The sequence below is a fragment of the Polynucleobacter sp. genome (assembly GCF_018500155.2).
Lineage (GTDB): Bacteria > Pseudomonadota > Gammaproteobacteria > Burkholderiales > Burkholderiaceae > Polynucleobacter.
In genome coordinates this window covers 1-16,262 of sequence record NZ_JAHBAK020000009.1, presented here as the reverse complement: position 1 = coordinate 16,262, position 16,262 = coordinate 1, and the positions used below count along the sequence as shown (strand labels likewise).

At 45.5% G+C, this 16,262-nt stretch carries 16 protein-coding genes and 1 pseudogene; 8 read left to right on the top strand and 9 right to left on the bottom strand.

Going from position 1 to position 16,262, the window contains the following annotated elements; all coding sequences use genetic code 11:
- Positions 1 to 22 precede the first annotated feature (22 nt).
- Positions 23 to 793: a 16S rRNA (uracil(1498)-N(3))-methyltransferase gene (locus KIH43_RS01130; RefSeq protein WP_297716854.1), complete on the top strand. Its 771-nt coding sequence runs from the start codon at positions 23 to 25 to the stop codon at positions 791 to 793.
- Positions 794 to 825: 32 nt separating this feature from the next.
- Here the strand turns inward: KIH43_RS01130 and KIH43_RS01125 are convergent, their stop codons facing one another.
- A complete protein-coding gene (locus KIH43_RS01125; protein WP_296967001.1) occupies positions 826 to 1,446 on the bottom strand; it encodes a barstar family protein in 621 nt (206 codons plus the stop codon).
- Between the two features lie 128 nt (positions 1,447 to 1,574).
- On the bottom strand, positions 1,575 to 3,896 hold the full coding sequence (locus KIH43_RS01120; protein WP_296967002.1) for an NADP-dependent malic enzyme: 2,322 nt from the start codon (positions 3,894 to 3,896) through the stop codon (positions 1,575 to 1,577).
- Positions 3,897 to 4,038: 142 nt separating this feature from the next.
- On the opposite strand from KIH43_RS01120, the gene thiL reads away from it, so the two are divergent.
- Genes thiL through KIH43_RS01105 form a run of 3 tightly spaced genes read left to right on the top strand, consistent with a single transcriptional unit; the run spans position 4,039 to position 6,121 of the window.
- Entirely contained in the window at positions 4,039 to 5,058 is a 1,020-nt protein-coding gene (thiL, locus tag KIH43_RS01115; RefSeq protein WP_297716853.1) for a thiamine-phosphate kinase, read from the top strand.
- Entirely contained in the window at positions 5,055 to 5,624 is a 570-nt protein-coding gene (locus tag KIH43_RS01110; RefSeq protein WP_297716852.1) for a phosphatidylglycerophosphatase A, read from the top strand. The genes thiL and KIH43_RS01110 overlap by 4 nt, the downstream gene beginning before the upstream one ends.
- 2 nt (positions 5,625 to 5,626) lie before the next feature.
- Positions 5,627 to 6,121 carry a CinA family protein gene (locus KIH43_RS01105; protein WP_297716851.1) on the top strand — a complete coding sequence of 165 codons (495 nt, stop codon included), beginning with the start codon at positions 5,627 to 5,629 and terminating at the stop codon, positions 6,119 to 6,121.
- 9 nt (positions 6,122 to 6,130) lie between these two features.
- On the opposite strand, the gene corA is transcribed toward KIH43_RS01105, so the two are convergent.
- Positions 6,131 to 7,096 (bottom strand): magnesium/cobalt transporter CorA, encoded by a 966-nt coding sequence (gene corA / locus KIH43_RS01100; protein WP_296967006.1) that lies wholly within the window; start codon positions 7,094 to 7,096, stop codon positions 6,131 to 6,133.
- 73 nt (positions 7,097 to 7,169) lie between these two features.
- Between corA and pyrF the strand changes: the two genes are divergently transcribed.
- Complete coding sequence (gene pyrF, locus KIH43_RS01095) at positions 7,170 to 8,009, top strand: orotidine-5'-phosphate decarboxylase (RefSeq protein ID WP_297716849.1); 840 nt, start codon at positions 7,170 to 7,172, stop codon at positions 8,007 to 8,009.
- A 3-nt stretch (positions 8,010 to 8,012) separates the two neighbouring features.
- Here the strand turns inward: pyrF and mtgA are convergent, their stop codons facing one another.
- Genes mtgA through mpl form a run of 6 tightly spaced genes read right to left on the bottom strand, consistent with a single transcriptional unit; the run spans position 8,013 to position 14,794 of the window.
- Positions 8,013 to 8,768, bottom strand: coding sequence for a monofunctional biosynthetic peptidoglycan transglycosylase (mtgA, locus tag KIH43_RS01090; RefSeq protein WP_297716847.1), 756 nt, complete (start codon positions 8,766 to 8,768; stop codon positions 8,013 to 8,015).
- Positions 8,769 to 8,793: 25 nt separating this feature from the next.
- Positions 8,794 to 9,699, bottom strand: coding sequence for a shikimate dehydrogenase (aroE, locus tag KIH43_RS01085; protein ID WP_297716845.1), 906 nt, complete (start codon positions 9,697 to 9,699; stop codon positions 8,794 to 8,796).
- A 37-nt stretch (positions 9,700 to 9,736) separates the two neighbouring features.
- On the bottom strand, positions 9,737 to 10,597 hold the full coding sequence (locus tag KIH43_RS01080) for an energy transducer TonB (protein WP_297716843.1): 861 nt from the start codon (positions 10,595 to 10,597) through the stop codon (positions 9,737 to 9,739).
- Positions 10,598 to 10,607: 10 nt separating this feature from the next.
- Positions 10,608 to 12,608, bottom strand: a complete 2,001-nt coding sequence (locus KIH43_RS01075) for an RNB domain-containing ribonuclease (RefSeq protein ID WP_297716841.1) — start codon at positions 12,606 to 12,608, stop codon at positions 10,608 to 10,610.
- Positions 12,609 to 12,610: 2 nt separating this feature from the next.
- The gene (gene fabG, locus KIH43_RS01070) at positions 12,611 to 13,345 is read right to left on the bottom strand and encodes a 3-oxoacyl-ACP reductase FabG (protein WP_296967013.1); all 735 of its coding nucleotides are present in this window, start codon (positions 13,343 to 13,345) and stop codon (positions 12,611 to 12,613) included.
- Between the two features lie 51 nt (positions 13,346 to 13,396).
- A complete protein-coding gene (gene mpl / locus KIH43_RS01065; protein WP_297716839.1) occupies positions 13,397 to 14,794 on the bottom strand; it encodes a UDP-N-acetylmuramate:L-alanyl-gamma-D-glutamyl-meso-diaminopimelate ligase in 1,398 nt (465 codons plus the stop codon).
- Between the two features lie 26 nt (positions 14,795 to 14,820).
- Between mpl and KIH43_RS01060 the strand changes: the two genes are divergently transcribed.
- From KIH43_RS01060 to KIH43_RS01050, 3 genes and pseudogenes are all read left to right on the top strand, one after another.
- Positions 14,821 to 15,348 carry a TlpA disulfide reductase family protein gene (locus tag KIH43_RS01060; protein WP_297716837.1) on the top strand — a complete coding sequence of 176 codons (528 nt, stop codon included), beginning with the start codon at positions 14,821 to 14,823 and terminating at the stop codon, positions 15,346 to 15,348.
- 250 nt (positions 15,349 to 15,598) lie between these two features.
- A complete protein-coding gene (gene aroQ / locus KIH43_RS01055; protein ID WP_296967016.1) occupies positions 15,599 to 16,048 on the top strand; it encodes a type II 3-dehydroquinate dehydratase in 450 nt (149 codons plus the stop codon).
- A 30-nt stretch (positions 16,049 to 16,078) separates the two neighbouring features.
- Positions 16,079 to 16,262 (top strand): annotated as a pseudogene (locus tag KIH43_RS01050) (acetyl-CoA carboxylase biotin carboxyl carrier protein); the annotation flags it as partial.

The window sequence follows — 16,262 nt, the reverse complement described above, 5'->3', positions numbered from 1 at the left end:
ATAAATTAGCTATATTTCAGTAATGCCTCAATTTTATCTTCCCGGACCATGGGAATCCCAAAAGCCAACCCCTCTGACCCCAGAGGTTGCCCACCATTTACGCGTTAGACGGGTTCAAACAGGGGAATCGTTTCCTATCTTTGATGGAAAAGGCCAAGTTGCCAGGGCTCAGCTGCTCTCCCTTAGTGGAAAAAGCGGTTTGGCACAAATTACTGAAATTCGCACCGATACTCACCGTGAAACGCCTTATGCGATTACTTTGGCGCAAGGTCTGGCCGGAGGCGACAAAATGGACTGGATTGTCGAAAAAGCAATTGAAACGGGCGCTCAAATCATTGCCCCAATGCAATGCGAGCGTTCCATATTGAAACTCACACGCTCAAGCGATCATGAGCGAGCTCAAAAACGCCTAACTCACTGGCAGGGCATCATTCAAGCTGCTTGCGAGCAATGCGATAGAACGGTATTAGCAACACTGGAACCGATAGTCACTTTTGAAGACTATTTAAAAACCAATCTAGAAAACCAAAAACCTGCACTCAAACTATTGCTCAGCCCCGATGCAACAAAAAGCATCTATACCGTTTTGGCAGAGCACCCCCCGCAAGATATTGTTCTCATGATCGGTCCAGAAGGGGGTCATTCGCCTGAGGAAGAAGCAGACGCTCAAGCAGCTGGATACCAATTGATTTCTTTAGGTGAACGCGTCTTGCGCACTGAAACCGCCGGGATCGTTGCCATTACAGCGGTGCACAGCATTTGGAACCCAGAAATGCAAAATCGCCTCAAGTAGAGGCGATTTCAGGGTTTGCAGCTTATCAGTATTTAAGCAAATGAGTAGAACACACGATATGGTGTGCGACGCTCAGCCCAATAATCCACTGCATCACGGAATACATCTAACAATGTTTCACGCGCTTCTTTGTCAAATTTTTGAGTGCAAGGCAAACCTTCAAGCACCACAACAAACCCTGGTTGTTGACCAGCTTTATCTGTTGTCGTTGTTAAAGCATCTAACAAAGGATCAAAATTTTTAGCTTGCTGCTTAGTAAACGAATAAGCGATAGCGATTGCCTCAAGTACCTCACCCTTAGTCATTGCATTGGTGCAATTAGCATAAATAAAATGCTGACCGAGTTCAGTAGCAGCTTCCTGTAGATCTGGTGTACGGAAAGCACGAATAGATTGCACGATGTTAGTGCGCACACTGCGCAACATGGCCGGCGGTCCGGCATCACGAACGGCCAAAGCGGCACGCCAAGAAGCTGTCACTTTTTTCCCCGAAACTTGATTTGCTGCATAGGTTTGTAAACGAGATAAACCGCCTTGAGCATAAATATTGGCAGCGGATGATTCTGTTTCTAGACGATCATTACTGTCCCAACTTTCAGCGCGGCTATGTTCTTCGAAGCTGGCTGTACTGCTATTTTCAGAGCGATTATTCATGATGGGTGCTAGGTTACCCTTAACACGCCATCAAATCAAGCCCAAATACGCTACTTTTTCTATAAGTTATTGATTTATATAGTATTAATTTATGTAAGTTACTGCTAACTTACATAAATTCTAGGCGCTTAATGAATGCCTCTAGCGTTACTAGCGGCCTCTACCACTGCCAAAGTCGTCACATTTACAATGCGGCGCACAGTAGCTGCTGGGGTCAATATATGGATTGGTTTTGCGACACCCAATAACAATGGCCCAATAGCAATTCCATTACCTGCCGCAACCTTCAGAAGATTGTAGGAAATATTGGCAGCGTCAATATTTGGCAATACCAATAAATTTGCATCCCCCTTGAGTGGTGACGAAGTGATCGTGCCTGAACGAATGCTTTCATCTAACGCGCTATCGCCATGCATCTCGCCATCTACCTCTAATGTAGGGTCCGTCTTTTGCAATAGCGCCAATACTTCGCGCATCTTTACAGCAGAAGGGGCATTGCTTGATCCAAAATTAGAATGCGACAAGAGGGCAACTTTGGGCACCAATCCCAATTTACGCATTTCGCTAGCAGCCATCAACGTCAGCTCCGCTAGTTCACATGCACTAGGATCAATATTGATATGGGTGTCGACCAAGAAAACCTGACGACCAGGAAGTATCAATCCAGACATGGCGCCATAAACATTTGCACCCGGTTCGCGACCAATCACTTCATCAACATATTTCAAATGCGTAGCAAGATTACCGACTGTGCCAGAGATCATGCCATCAGCCATACCTTTTTTGATCATTAAGCTGCCTATCAAACTATTGCGGCGGCGCACTTCAAGCTTAGCAAACGATTGCGTTACGCCCTTGCGCTCAGTCAGACCAAGATAGGTTTGCCAGAAGTCACGGAAACGATCATCTTTCTCGGGATTGACGATTTCAAAATCCGCGCCCGATTTCATGCGCAGACCAAACTTGTCAATACGATGCTCAATCACTGCTGGACGACCAATCAATATCGGCGTAGCTAAATGCTCATCGATAATAATTTGCACCGCACGTAATACGCGCTCATCTTCACCTTCAGCAAAGACGATACGTTTTTGATTTGCAGGAACCCTTTTAGCGATACTAAAGAGGGGTTTCATCAAGGTGCCAGAGTGATACACAAATTGCTGCAATTGATTGCGATAGGCATCAAAGTCTTTGATCGGACGAGACGCTACGCCATCATCCATTGCCGCTTTTGCAACTGCTGGTGCAATCACAGTAATCAGACGTGGATCAAATGGTTTTGGAATGAGGTACTCAGGACCAAAAGAGAGATTCTCAATGCCATAGACAGATGCCACCACTTCACTTTGCTCGGCCTGCGCAAGCTCAGCAACCGCTTTCACGGCTGCCACTTCCATGCCACGCGTGATTGTGGTTGCACCCACATCTAGTGCGCCACGGAAAATAAATGGGAAGCACAGTACGTTGTTTACTTGGTTGGGATAATCGGTGCGACCTGTTGCCATGACGGCATCTGGGCGAACTGCCTTTACTTCTTCAGGCAAGATTTCAGGTGTGGGGTTTGCTAAGGCGTAGATCAATGGCTTATCCGCCATTTTCTTAACCATGTCTTGTTTTAATACGCCGCCTGCTGATAAGCCCAAGAAAATATCTGCGTCTGCAATCACATCATCCAAAGTACGTAAATCAGTCTCCTGACAGAATGGCTCTTTCTCAGGATCCATTAATTCTTTACGGCCTTTATAAGCAACACCAGCTAAGTCAGTAACCCAAATGTTTTTTCTTTGGATACCTAGATCCACCAAGAGATCCAAGCAGGCAAGAGCTGCAGCGCCAGCGCCGGAAGTAACCAGCTTGACGTCCTCGACTTTCTTACCAACCACCTTTAAGCCATTCAGAATGGCCGCCGCTACCACGATTGCTGTTCCGTGCTGATCATCATGGAAGACGGGGATCTTCATGCGCGCTTGCAACTTACGCTCAACAACAAAACAATCTGGCGCTTTGATGTCTTCTAAATTGATGCCACCAAAAGTCGGTTCGAGTGCCGCAATAATTTCAACCAACTTGTCTGGATCAGATTCGTTTACTTCAATATCAAAAACATCGATACCTGCAAACTTCTTAAAAAGAACTGCTTTACCTTCCATGACGGGCTTGCTTGCGAGCGGCCCAATATTGCCTAATCCAAGAACGGCTGTGCCATTCGTAATCACACCAACTAAATTTCCTTTAGCGGTGTACTTAAACGCATTAGCAGGATCTTTAACAATTTCTTCACAGGGAGCGGCTACACCAGGCGTATATGCAAGCGCAAGATCGCGTTGATTCGTCAATTGCTTCGTTGGTGCAATCTCGATCTTTCCAGGGACAGGCAACTGATGATACTGAAGCGCCGCCTCTCTTAAGGCTGCAATTTGTTGTTCTTTGCTATTGTCTTTACTCATCTACTAACTCACTAAATCGTTTTGTCTATTGTGTCTGTCGTATTTGTTGTTTTATCTAATTATTAGTACGCATTAAGTACCAAATAAGACCTTCATTCTATTCCTCTCTCGCATTCAGCCCCTAAGAGCCATAAAATGAGACATGCACTCTGAATCCAACCCGATTGGGGAATTCGACTTAATTGAACGTTTTTTTAAAACGGGAAATGATTTAAGCATCACAAACCCTACTGTAAGTTTGGGTATAGGCGATGACTGCGCACTCATAAAACCCCTTCTAGATGAGGAAATCGCCATTACAAGTGATATGTTGGTGGAAGGTAGACATTTTTTTCTTGATGCTGAACCCGAGCAATTAGGGCGTAAAGCGCTTGCAGTCAACCTATCCGACCTGGCAGCCATGGGTGCAAAACCGCTAGGATTCACCCTTGCAATAGCCATGCCCACGGTCAACACCCTATGGTTAGAGGCCTTTTCCAAAGGCTTAATGGCAACTGCTAAAGAATTTTCATGCCCCTTAATTGGGGGCGATACCACCGCTGGACCCTTAACTCTTTCCATTACCGCCATTGGCAGCATCCCCAAGAAGACAGCCATCCGCAGATCTGGAGCGCAAGTTGGTGACGATATTTGGGTTTCGGGAGTAGTAGGCGATGCAAGACTTGCTCTTGCTGCACTGCGTCATGAAATTACCCTTTCTGCAAACGACTATCAAGCAGTCGCATCACGCCTTCATCAACCCACTCCTCGGATTGCGCTTGGCATTGCACTAAGAGGAATAGCTAGTGCAGCTCTTGATGTTTCCGATGGCCTACTCGGTGACTTGATGCATATTCTCAAACAATCCAAAGTCGATGCAGAAATTACATTGGCACATATCCCTAAGTCCGCAACGTTACAGAAACAAAAAATAGAAATTCAACATCAATTTGCTGCCAGCGGTGGAGATGATTACGAACTTTGTTTCACCGCACCTCATTCGCATCATGATGCAATTTTAGATATCAGCAAAAAACTCCAGATACCATTAACAAAGATCGGTCGCATTATTGCGGCAAAAACTCAGAGTCCACAAGTGCTTCTGATGGATTCTGATAATCGATCACTGTCTTCTTCCGAATCCGCCAAACTTCTTCAATCGTTTGACCACTTTGCAAAATGACAAAAGCAAATAGAACGGAAGTGCATCCCAACTGCAAGTGGGTCTTTCAAAGCTTACATCGAGTCCTAGCCTTTGGTTTTGGTAGCGGGTTAAGCCCCATTGCACCTGGCACCGCAGGCACTCTTTGGGCTTGGGCTGGCTACCTGGTTGCAGGGCAATTTCTCAATACACACGCATTAGCTTGGATCACACTTGGTGGTTTTATTGTAGGTTGCTGGATCTGCGGCAAAGTCAGTGAAGAGCTAGGAAAACAAGATTTTGGTGGGATTGTGATAGATGAAATCATTGCATTTTGGCTTGTGCTACTTTTTATCATGCCAGCTAATTTCTGGATGCAATTGATTGCATTTATTCTCTTTCGATTTTTTGACGCCGCGAAACCCGGACCCATTGGGAGCATTGATCGTCACTTTAAATATCAAGAAAACTCCAACTCATCATCTACGCGCATACAAATGATATGGCGAGGATTTGGCATCATGATTGATGATGTAGCCGCTGCATTAGCAACTATTTTCATCATCTTCATTGCACGTATGATCGGCATTCATTTGGGATGGATCTGAATATGCATTTAATAGACACTGTAAAAACGTTAGCTGAAATCTTGCTAGCAAAAAATTGGAAAATGGCGGCCGCCGAATCCTGTACTGGGGGGCTTGTCTGTGCCAACCTCACCCAATTGTCTGGTTCAAGCGAGTGGTTTGAGCGAGGGTATATCACCTATAGCAATCAAGCCAAAGAGGAATGCCTAGGCGTAGGCGCAGACGTCTTAGATGCCTATGGCGCGGTGAGCGAACAGGTCGCCAAGGCAATGGCGCAAGGCGCTTTGCAAAATGCAGGGGTCAATGCCGCCCTCTCTATTACGGGAATTGCTGGTCCTAGCGGAGGTTCAAAAGAAAAACCGGTGGGTACAGTGTGCTTTGGTTGGGCCATTCAAAATGATGCTGGAGAAAATCGGGTGTTAACCAAAACTATGTACTTTGCAGGAGATCGCCAAAGTATTCGCGAACAATCCTGTCTATATGTTCTCAACGAATTAGCTAAATTACTCGAAGACTAGCAACTGCCCTTACTTCATCCATCCCTTGTGATAGAAGTAAAACAAAGGAATGATGGCAGAGACAAGCATGGCTGCAATCGCCATTGGATAACCCCACGTAGCATCTAGTTCAGGCATATGTTTGTAGTTCATACCCCAAATACTGGCGAGCAAAGTCGGTGGCATTAAAGCCACTGACACCACCGAGAAGATCTTGATGATTTTGGATTGGTTCAAATTAATGAAACCAACCGTTGCATCCATTAAGAAGTTAATCTTGTCAAACAAAAAGGCAGTATGGTTTTCAAGTGAGTCAATATCTCGCAAGATTTGACGTGCTTCTTCTTGTTGTTCGTCAGACAACAACTTGCTACGCATCAGAAAAGATAAGGCTCTGCGGGTATCCATCACATTGCGACGAATACGTCCATTGGTATCTTCTTCCTTGGCGATTGTTTCAAGAACTTGTTCTGCATCGGCATCATTAATATCGTCTTGCAAAACCCGTTTACCCGCTTGCTCAAGATTCTCATAAACCTCCTCTAAAGCATCTGCTGAATACTCAGCATCTGTGGAGTACAAATCCAGCAAAACATCTTTTGCATTACTGACTGAGCCTGGACGTAAACGCGCCCGCAACCTTACCAAGCGGAAAACTGGTAAATCTTCATCATGAATTGAAAATAAAACTTGCTTGGTGAGCACAAACGCAACACGTACGTTACGAGAGGTTTCCTCTTCATCCAAAAGAAAATCTGTCCGAATATGAAGGTGCCCATCATCCGCTTCAAAATAGCGAGCAGAAGCTTCCAAGTCCCCCAAATCATCTAACTCGGGCAAAAGCACACCAAAAGCTTCTTTAATCCAAATGAGCTCTTCTTCCTCTGGATCAACGACGTCAATCCAGATAGGATTAGCGTATTGCAATAATTCATTGCGATCTTCCACTTGCTCTTGAGAGAGGCGGCCATTTTGCAGGACGAACAAGTTGATCATGGTGAACTCCTAAGGAATGTGCGCTAGTTTATCCTATAGACCGTGACAAAATCACTAAAATAAGCCAAATTTAATGAACTCTCACTCAAATACCTTTAACCAGCAACTCCAGTCTGCATGGGCTTCCCAAGGCAGCATGCTGTGCGTTGGTTTTGACCCTGATCCTTTGCGCTTGCCTGAAAGCTTACAAGGCAAGCCCGAGGGCATCTTTGAGTTTTGCAGAGAAATTGCAGACGCTACAGCGGATGTAGTATGTGCATTTAAACCACAGTTTGCTTATTTTGCGTCACAAAGAGCTGAAGCTCAGCTCGAAAAACTCATTAGACATCTCAAAGATCAATACCCACACATCCCCGTTATTCTGGACTCCAAACGTGGGGATATTGGTAGTACCGCTGATCACTATGCCCTTGAGGCCTTCGAGCGCTATGGTGCTGATGCAGTTACCGTGAATCCATATATGGGCTTTGACACAATCGAACCCTACTTAAAACATCAAGGCAAAGGTGTCATTGTCCTATGTCGCACCTCAAATCCTGGGGGCTCAGATTTACAGTTTTTAAATATTTCTCCACAAGGGGAGCCCTTGTATTTGCATTTAGCCAAGCTGGCTGCAACCCAATGGAATGGCTCAGGACAAATCGGCCTTGTGGTTGGCGCAACTTTTCCGGAAGAGATTAGTAAGGTCCGTGCCGTCGTAGGCGATATGCCTTTATTGATTCCGGGTATTGGAGCGCAAGGCGGAGATATTGAGGCGACCGTAAAAGCTGGCAGCGTTCCTGGCAAACCGGGAACTGGCATGATCATTAACTCCTCGCGCGCAATTTTGTATGCAAGCTCCGGAAATGATTTTGCACAAGCAGCAAGAAAAGTTGCTCAAACTACCCGTGACGCATTAAATCGGGCGATTTAATTTTTACTTTGCTTTCTTTGCAGGTGTCGCAATCGGCGCTAAGGCCACACGATCCATATTTTCCAGGATGAATTCTTGGCGAGCGCCGTAATGAATACTTCCCCTGTAACAATATTGCGCTTTATCAAAGCATTTTGGTGCTGGCAATGCTGAAGCTAAAGCAGCTGCCTGCTCTCGATCTAAGTTGGCTGGCGTAGTTGAGTAATAGCGCGCAGAAGCAGCTCCAATTCCAAAGATACCTTCGCCCCACTCCACCGAATTAAGATAAATTTCAAAGAGTCTCTGTTTAGTCAGCAATAGCTCCAAAAGTCCTGTAATGACAAGCTCTTGGGCTTTGCGAAAATAGTTTTGCTCAGACGACAAAAATAGGTTTTTTGCTAATTGCTGCGTAATAGTCGAGCCGCCTCGCAAAGCTGGCTTACCTTTTTTGCCAGGGCTGCTATTTTGTTGATGCTGCTGATTTCTTTCCCACGCTTTTTGCATATCTTCAACACGAACACCTTTGTGTTGGAAAAAAATATCGTCCTCACTGACCAAAACTGCACGTTTGAGATTGTTTGAAATCTTGTCATAAGGCGTCCATTTTGATTGCACAGAACACGTCCAATGCCAACTACATAAACGCCAACGTTCGGCCCGCTGAAAAGCGGTGCTGCTTGGATCCACGCTAACCCATAACCCAATTTGTAATGCAAAATACAGCTGCATGAAAACAAAACCTGCCAATACACACTTGACTAGGTAAAGAATCCAACGCATAAGTCGTTAAAAATGGAAGCAAATACTAGCTACGCAACTGAGCAAGTACGGCACGCGGCCGAATGAATTGAGCAAGCTCGGCACCACGCCAGAGTAAGAATGCATCTGCTGCTTGTTCAACCAACATACCAAGGCCATCACTGATACGAGCACCACGCTGCAGGGCTTGCTGCATAAAGGCGGTTGTTTTGCCATAGACCATGTCATATGCAAAAGAACTTGGTGTAAAAATATTGATCAATGCAGCAGGACTCAGAGGTGATTGATCCGATAGACCAGCTGCAGTCGCGTTGATTACCAAATCAAATGGGTAAGGCGTTTTTTCTGGGCTCTCCAGATCCAACAAAGAGCGTGACTCTAGAGCAACCTCTTTGCTAGAAGCCAAACCGGCAAAAATTTGCACTAACTCATTTGCTTTTTCAGGCGAGCGATTGGCAATAACCAAACATTTTGGTGATTGCTCAAGCAAGGGTCCAATAACGCCACGAGCAGCGCCACCTGCACCAATCAGCAAAATGCGAGCCATGTGAAGAGCTATGCCTTGCGCTAGTAGATCACGCACTAAACCAGCACCATCCGTGTTGTCGCCATAAATTTTTCCATCCTGGATCCAGAGCGTATTCACCGCACCTGCTAATTGCGCTCGCATGGTTAATTGATCGGCAAATGCTTGTGCATCCAATTTGAAAGGCACCGTAACATTCATACCCTTACCGCCTGAGGCAAAAAAATGCTTGGCTGCATCGGCAAAACCATCTAATTCTGGTTGCAAACGACCATAGTGCATCGCTTGATTTGCTTGTTTTGCATACTCATGGTGAATGAGTGGTGACTTACTGTGAGAAATGGGGTTGCCTGCTACCGCGTAGACATCTAGACCCGTAAAACACTTGGGGTCTGTATGGATCTCATTGGAAGTATGTGAACTCATGATGACTACAGAATAAGCGAATTTTCAAAAATACTCATTAATGCTTAAGCTCTAAATGATCGCTACCCTCTCGAGTGAAATCAAAGGTAGAAATCCAATCAAGCACATCAATCTGATTACGCATTTCAGGTGGGAAAGGGCCAAATGGAGCAGATGCACGCACAATAGCAAGAGCTTGACGATCTAGCTCGGGGTTGCCAGAGCTTCGTCCAATAGACACCCCATCTTTACCTTGAGCATTGGGGGTAATCCTTCCTTGCGAATCAACGCTCACCACAATAACAAGACTGCCGTAAAGAGGCCGACCATTGGCACGAGGGAAAAAAGCACTTCCATATGCTTCGATTTTTTGTCGCATGGAATCAAAATAATGGGCAAAAGTAACGGCCTTTGTATTTGCACCCGTTAGTACTTTGCGACGCGGTTCACGACCATCTGTTTGCAAACGTTTTGCTAATTCTGCTTCTAGAGAGTTTAGTTGTGACAACATTTTTTGCTCATCGCCACTTTTTTTGCCACCTGATTTAGCACGCTGCTCATCTAACTTTGCCAGCATTTGCTTTTGTTGTTTCTCTAAAATTTCAAGTCGTGCTTGCGCACCTAACCTTGCGCGATGCAATGCAGTTGCATCTTGTGTAGCTGATGAGCCGCCACCTTGTAAATCTGCTTGCGCTAGCTTATTGGCCTGCTTAGGAGGGGTCTTATTGCTGGCATTTACCAATACCACGCTCAAGGGGGTATTTAAGCGACGTTTTTCGATCTCTCCCGCCCCCCAACGAATGGATAAAAAGAGCATGTGAATGATCAGCGATACACAGAGCGCCAAACGAAACGGATAGCGATGCCATGCTTTCTGTAAAAAGCCCAACAATCGACTGGGCTTTTCAAAGCCAGGCATTTTGATAATCCTAGTCTGAGCCTGCATCTTCTTCAATATTTCCTGGCAATGCTTCAGGCGCCTCTATTTCTATCACTCTTACCGCCGCACTCAATTGCAATAAATCAACATCAGATACAACAACTTCTGCGCGGGTCATACGTGGGTGTTGTGCTAACTCAGGAATAGGCAAATGTAGTGGCACCTGCTCAACCCTAGACATTCCCTCCTTCAAGTGGCGCACAAATACTTTCTTTGCGTCGCCATCTTGATTAATCCAGCGCAAGCACCAATACTTTTCAAGGCGATCCTGAAATTCACCATAAGCTTGGTAACAGGACTCAAAGTCAGCCGCAATACCCATCAAAGTAGCGTCACGTGGTGGAAATGGCGCCACCATTTTTGCTGTTACCCCATGCTTTGCCAATGCAATCAACTGCCATTGGTTCACTAAATCTGAATAGCGACGCAAAGGGGAAGTACACCAAGCGTAATAGTCCAAACCCAAACCCTCATGAGGGCCTGGAGTAGTCTGCATACGCGTGCGCAATGGCCCCCAACCTTTTTGAGTTCTAAATAAACCTGGCAAGCCATGCTCTGCCAGCAATTGGCCCGACGCACGGTTACAGAAAATCATCCATTCCGCCACGATGGTATCGAGAATCGACCCTCGTTGACGCGGCACGATTTCTACTCGCTCTGTATCACCCTCTGGTTTTATTTGAAAATAAAAATCTCTCGCCAGAGTATTAGGATCAGAAACACCCAATTGCTCAGCGCGCAAACCATTAGCGACACGTTTTTCTTGGCGATCGGCATGTAAGATTTTTGCAGCGCGCCACAAAATTGATAGCTCTTTTCTGAAAGGATAGGTTGCGCTCTCATCACCAAGGCTATCCTCGCTCACCAGATGCTCAATATCCTCAAGTCTTAAGTTAGCTGAAATAGGCACCATTTCCGCTTGCATCTGCAAGGTCTCAGGTTTAGGACGCCCCACTTCATCAATATCGACATAGATTGACAGTGCTGGTCGAGGCGCCCCTTCATCTAATGAAAATTGCCCAATGACGGACTGAGGCAACATAGTCATTTTGTCGCCTGGAAAATACACGGTAGACATCCGCTTACGCGCCACTTGATCTAATGGATCATCCTTCATGATGACCAATCCAGGCGCAGCAATATGAATGCCTACTCTATGGCCGCCATCTAGCAGCTCTGTTACAGAAAGCGCATCATCAATCTCTGTTGTTCCTGCATCATCAATTGAGAATGCCTGTACTTGCGCCACAGGAAGATGCGCAATAGCCTCATCGTAGGCGGACTGATCTATAGAAATACTCTTGTCATGATGGGCGCCATTTGGGAAATGGCTTTTTAAAAACATTCCTTGGTGATAAGCCAAAGGAGAGTCGAGCGCCTCACAACGGATCATTAATTGCGCAGCAGACTCGCCAGTTTCTGCACAAGCTGCTGTCAATGCTTTATATGCGGAGGAATTTTTATCGGGCGAGAAGAGCAATTGATTCGCTAGAGGCCTAAGCTTTTCGGGAAATTTTCCAGCGACAAACTCTTGTTGCCAAACTGATTGCAGCTCTAATTCTTTTTGCTTACGTTCAATAGCAGCTAAACCTGCTTGTAATTGCTCTTCGGGCGCTCTTTGAAAACGACCACGACCTTTGCGCCGAAAATATACCGGCGCACCCTGCAATGCAATTGCCAACGCCACTTGTTGAGCAACCGTTGCTTGAGAACCAAAATATTCTTGGGAAACATCAATAAACCCAAACTCTTCCGTAGGGGCGCAATCCCACAATAATTGCAAATCAATTTCTTTAGATAAAACCTGAGCCTCATTCATTACTAACTGGGCTTCGGGTTTTTCAAAACGCAGCCAAACCTCTTTGGCCTTCAATTTGATTTTTTTACCTGACAAGCTCGTTGCTTGCCAAGATTCAGCATCGCCAGAACCTACTCCTGACTGCACGGTAGCGATTTTGATATCGCCGCCTTCTTCATAAACTAGATTCATACTTAGAGGGAGATTCCGCCGCTAGCCTCTAATGCAACTCCATTGACGTAACTCGCCTCTGCACTTGCCAAAAATAAATACACATTAGCCATTTCTTCTGGTGTGCCAAGGCGCCCTAACCAGCTTCGTCTTTCAATATCTTGCAATATATTTTCTGGCATCGCCTTGACCATTTCAGTGGCGATAAATCCAGGACAAACCGCATTGACTCGGATACCCTTTGGACCTAATTCTCGTGCCCAGGTTTTTGTAAATCCAATCACCCCAAATTTCGTAGCGGAATAATTTGTTTGTCCAAAGTTGCCATACAAGCCAACTACGCTCGAGGCATTCACAATTGCACCAGAGCCTGCTTCAAGCATGTGTGGCACTACTAATTGTGTGCAATTAAAAACACCCTTGAGATTGACATCAATCACAGTATCAAACTGAGCCTCAGTCATCTTGATCAAACGCGCATCCTGTGTGATTCCTGCGTTATTAATCAAAATATCGATACGTCCATAGGTTTGCATCACTTGATCAATCACAGCCTGAATACTTGCGCGATCAGTTACATCCATGGCATAGCCTTGTGCATTGGGGATCTGTGCGGCAGCACCCTTGACTGCCTCTAAATTGATGTCTGCAACAATAACTTTTGCGCCCTCTTGTGCAAAACGTTGTGCCGTTGCAAAGCCGATGCCTTTTGCGGCTCCGGTAACAATGGCGACTTTATCTTTTAAACGATGGCTCATAATTCGCTTTCAATATTGATTGTTCATTAGCTGTAGCGCGTTATCAGGCGCTCACGCAGAAATAGCATTGAGTATTTTTTGATGCACTCCACCAAAACCACCATTACTCATCACCAAAATATGGTCACCAGGTTGAGCTTGCGCAACAACTGCGTCAACTAATTTCTGTAGATCATCAAAGGCATATGCCCTTCCCGCCTCTTGCGCATTTAAGGGCGCTAAAACTTCTGCCAAATCCCAGCCTAAAGATTCTTTTCCGCTATTGGCTCCATAAGCAAACACCTTATCCGCTTGCTGAAGGCTATCAGGCAATTGCGCTTTCATCACACCAAGCTTCATCGTATTAGAGCGTGGCTCCAACACCGCCAAAATACGTGAGTTGCCCACGCGTCGCCTTAAGCCATCCACTGTAGTGGCGATAGCTGTTGGATGATGGGCAAAATCGTCATACACCGTGACATTATTTGCTACGCCAATAGTTTCTAATCGGCGTTTAACATTTTTAAATTCAGCTAGCGCACGAGCAGAGTCTGCTGGTGAAATGCCAACATGATTAGCTGCGGCGATTGCAGCAAGGGCATTGAGTTGATTATGTCTACCCATCACACCCGATTCTGGCGCCCATATCACTGTTGCAGCCTCTTTGCCAGCCTTGCGAACAATAAATCCATCATTCGCTTGAGAAACGAGCGACCATTCATTGGTATCACTTTGCCCAAAGCGTTCCACTGGCGCCCAAGCGCCGCGAGTAACCACCCGCTCAAGGGCTGGCTCCTCACCGTTCACAACCAACAACCCATCACTGGGAACGGTTCTGACTAGATGATGAAATTGCGTTTCAATGGCAGCAAGATCCGCAAAGATATCAGCATGATCAAACTCTAAGTTATTCAATAAAGCGGTACGGGGTCTGTAGTGCACAAACTTACTGCGCTTATCAAAAAACGCTGTGTCGTATTCATCTGCTTCGATGACAAAATATTTGCCCTCACCTAAGCGCGCTGACACCGTGAAATTGAGAGGTACGCCCCCGATCAAATATCCAGGCTTGTAACCATTAAATTCCAAAATCCAAGTTAGCATGGCGGAAGTGGTTGTCTTTCCATGAGTTCCCGCAACGGCCAAAACATGTCGGCGATATAAAACTTGCTCACCCAGCCACTGCGGCCCTGAAATATACGGCAATCCTTGATTAAGAATCGCCTCCATCAGAGGATTGCCACGAGAAACCACGTTGCCAATCACAAATAAATCTGGCATGGTCTCAAACTGCAATAATTGATCCGGTGAAAATCCTTCGATGAGATCGATGCCTTGAGCCTCAAGTTGCGTACTCATCGGTGGATACACATTGGCATCGCAACCCGTAACCCGATGTCCGGCTTGCCGAGCAATTGCGGCAATACCACCCATGAAAGTACCGCAAATGCCTAAGATATGTATGTGCATTAGCGAATTTTAGCGAAGGAGTAGCAATGAACCGCAGACAGTGGATGATGATTGGAGGAATTAGTGTTCTAGCCCTGGTGGCTGGAATCCTTTCTTCTCACTGGATCTCACAAACAGGACTAGCAAGTGATCCCTCCATCAAAGCATTTTTTGCCAACCCCTGGAAAACGCCTGACGGCAAATCCGCCAACTCGGATGATTGGCGCGGGAAGGTCTTAGTAGTCAATTTTTGGGCCTCCTGGTGCCCTCCTTGCGTAGAAGAAATGCCCACATTAGACAAAATCGCACAGGAATATGCCTCTAAAAATGTCTTAATTGTTGGTATCGGTATCGATTCACCCTCTAACATACGTCAATTTCTAGAAAAAACGCCTGTTTCCTACCCAATCATGATTGGAGGACTAGACGGTAGCGCACTTGCAAAGCAGATGGGGAATGCCCAAGGCGCACTGCCCTATACCGTCATCATTAATGCAAAAGGTAAATCTGTTTTTACAAAATTAGGAAAGATAAGCGAAGAAGAGTTGAAAAAAGCCATAAATTCTGCAATTTAATTACTTTTAGAAAATCTTCATCGCTGGAGCCCACATAAAAAATGCTGAAATTTTAGGCAAAAAAATCCATAAAATTCATTATTTGCACCTAACTGCTGTGAAAATTTGCTCAGCTCAGCATATTTTTAGACTTTTAGAATCCTTGTAGGCGTATACTTCCACCTGTAGCAGGTGAAGCATGAAGTAGCAAGACTGGCCAAAAGCCCCAACTAATCAATTGACACCTAACTGCCTCTAAAAATAGGGATTTATGTCTAAAAAAGCTTCAATTCTCGTCATTCAGGGCCCTAACCTCAATTTATTAGGCACCCGTGAACCTGAGGTTTATGGAAAAACCACCTTAGAAGACATTCATCAAAGACTCGGGGATTTAGCAAAAGCTCAATCCGTTGAATTGAGCACCTACCAAAGCAATCACGAAGGTGAACTCATCGATCGCATTCAAAAAGCCAAACAAGATGGGGTCGATTTCATCATCATTAATCCAGGAGCATTTACCCACACCAGTGTTGCCCTACGTGATGTCTTGGCTGGAGTCGCTATTCCTTTTACAGAAGTTCACCTATCTAACATTCATCAAAGAGAAGAGTTTCGCAAACACTCTTATCTGTCTGACATTGCCACCGGAGTGATTTGTGGACTTGGGGCAATTGGCTATGAACTAGCCCTTCAAGCTGCAATCGCGCGTTTACAAAAATAATTTCAGTATTTCAAAAGAGGACTAACTCAAATGGATCTAAGAAAACTCAAAACCTTAATTGACCTCGTTTCCGAATCTGGAATTTCTGAGCTAGAGGTTAATGAAGGCGAAGATCGAGTACGCATTGTCAATGCGAGCACTCCTAGCGCTACAGGACAAGTTGTGTATGCAAGCCCTGCGCCAGCACCAGCAATTTCTGCCGCTCCAGTAGCTG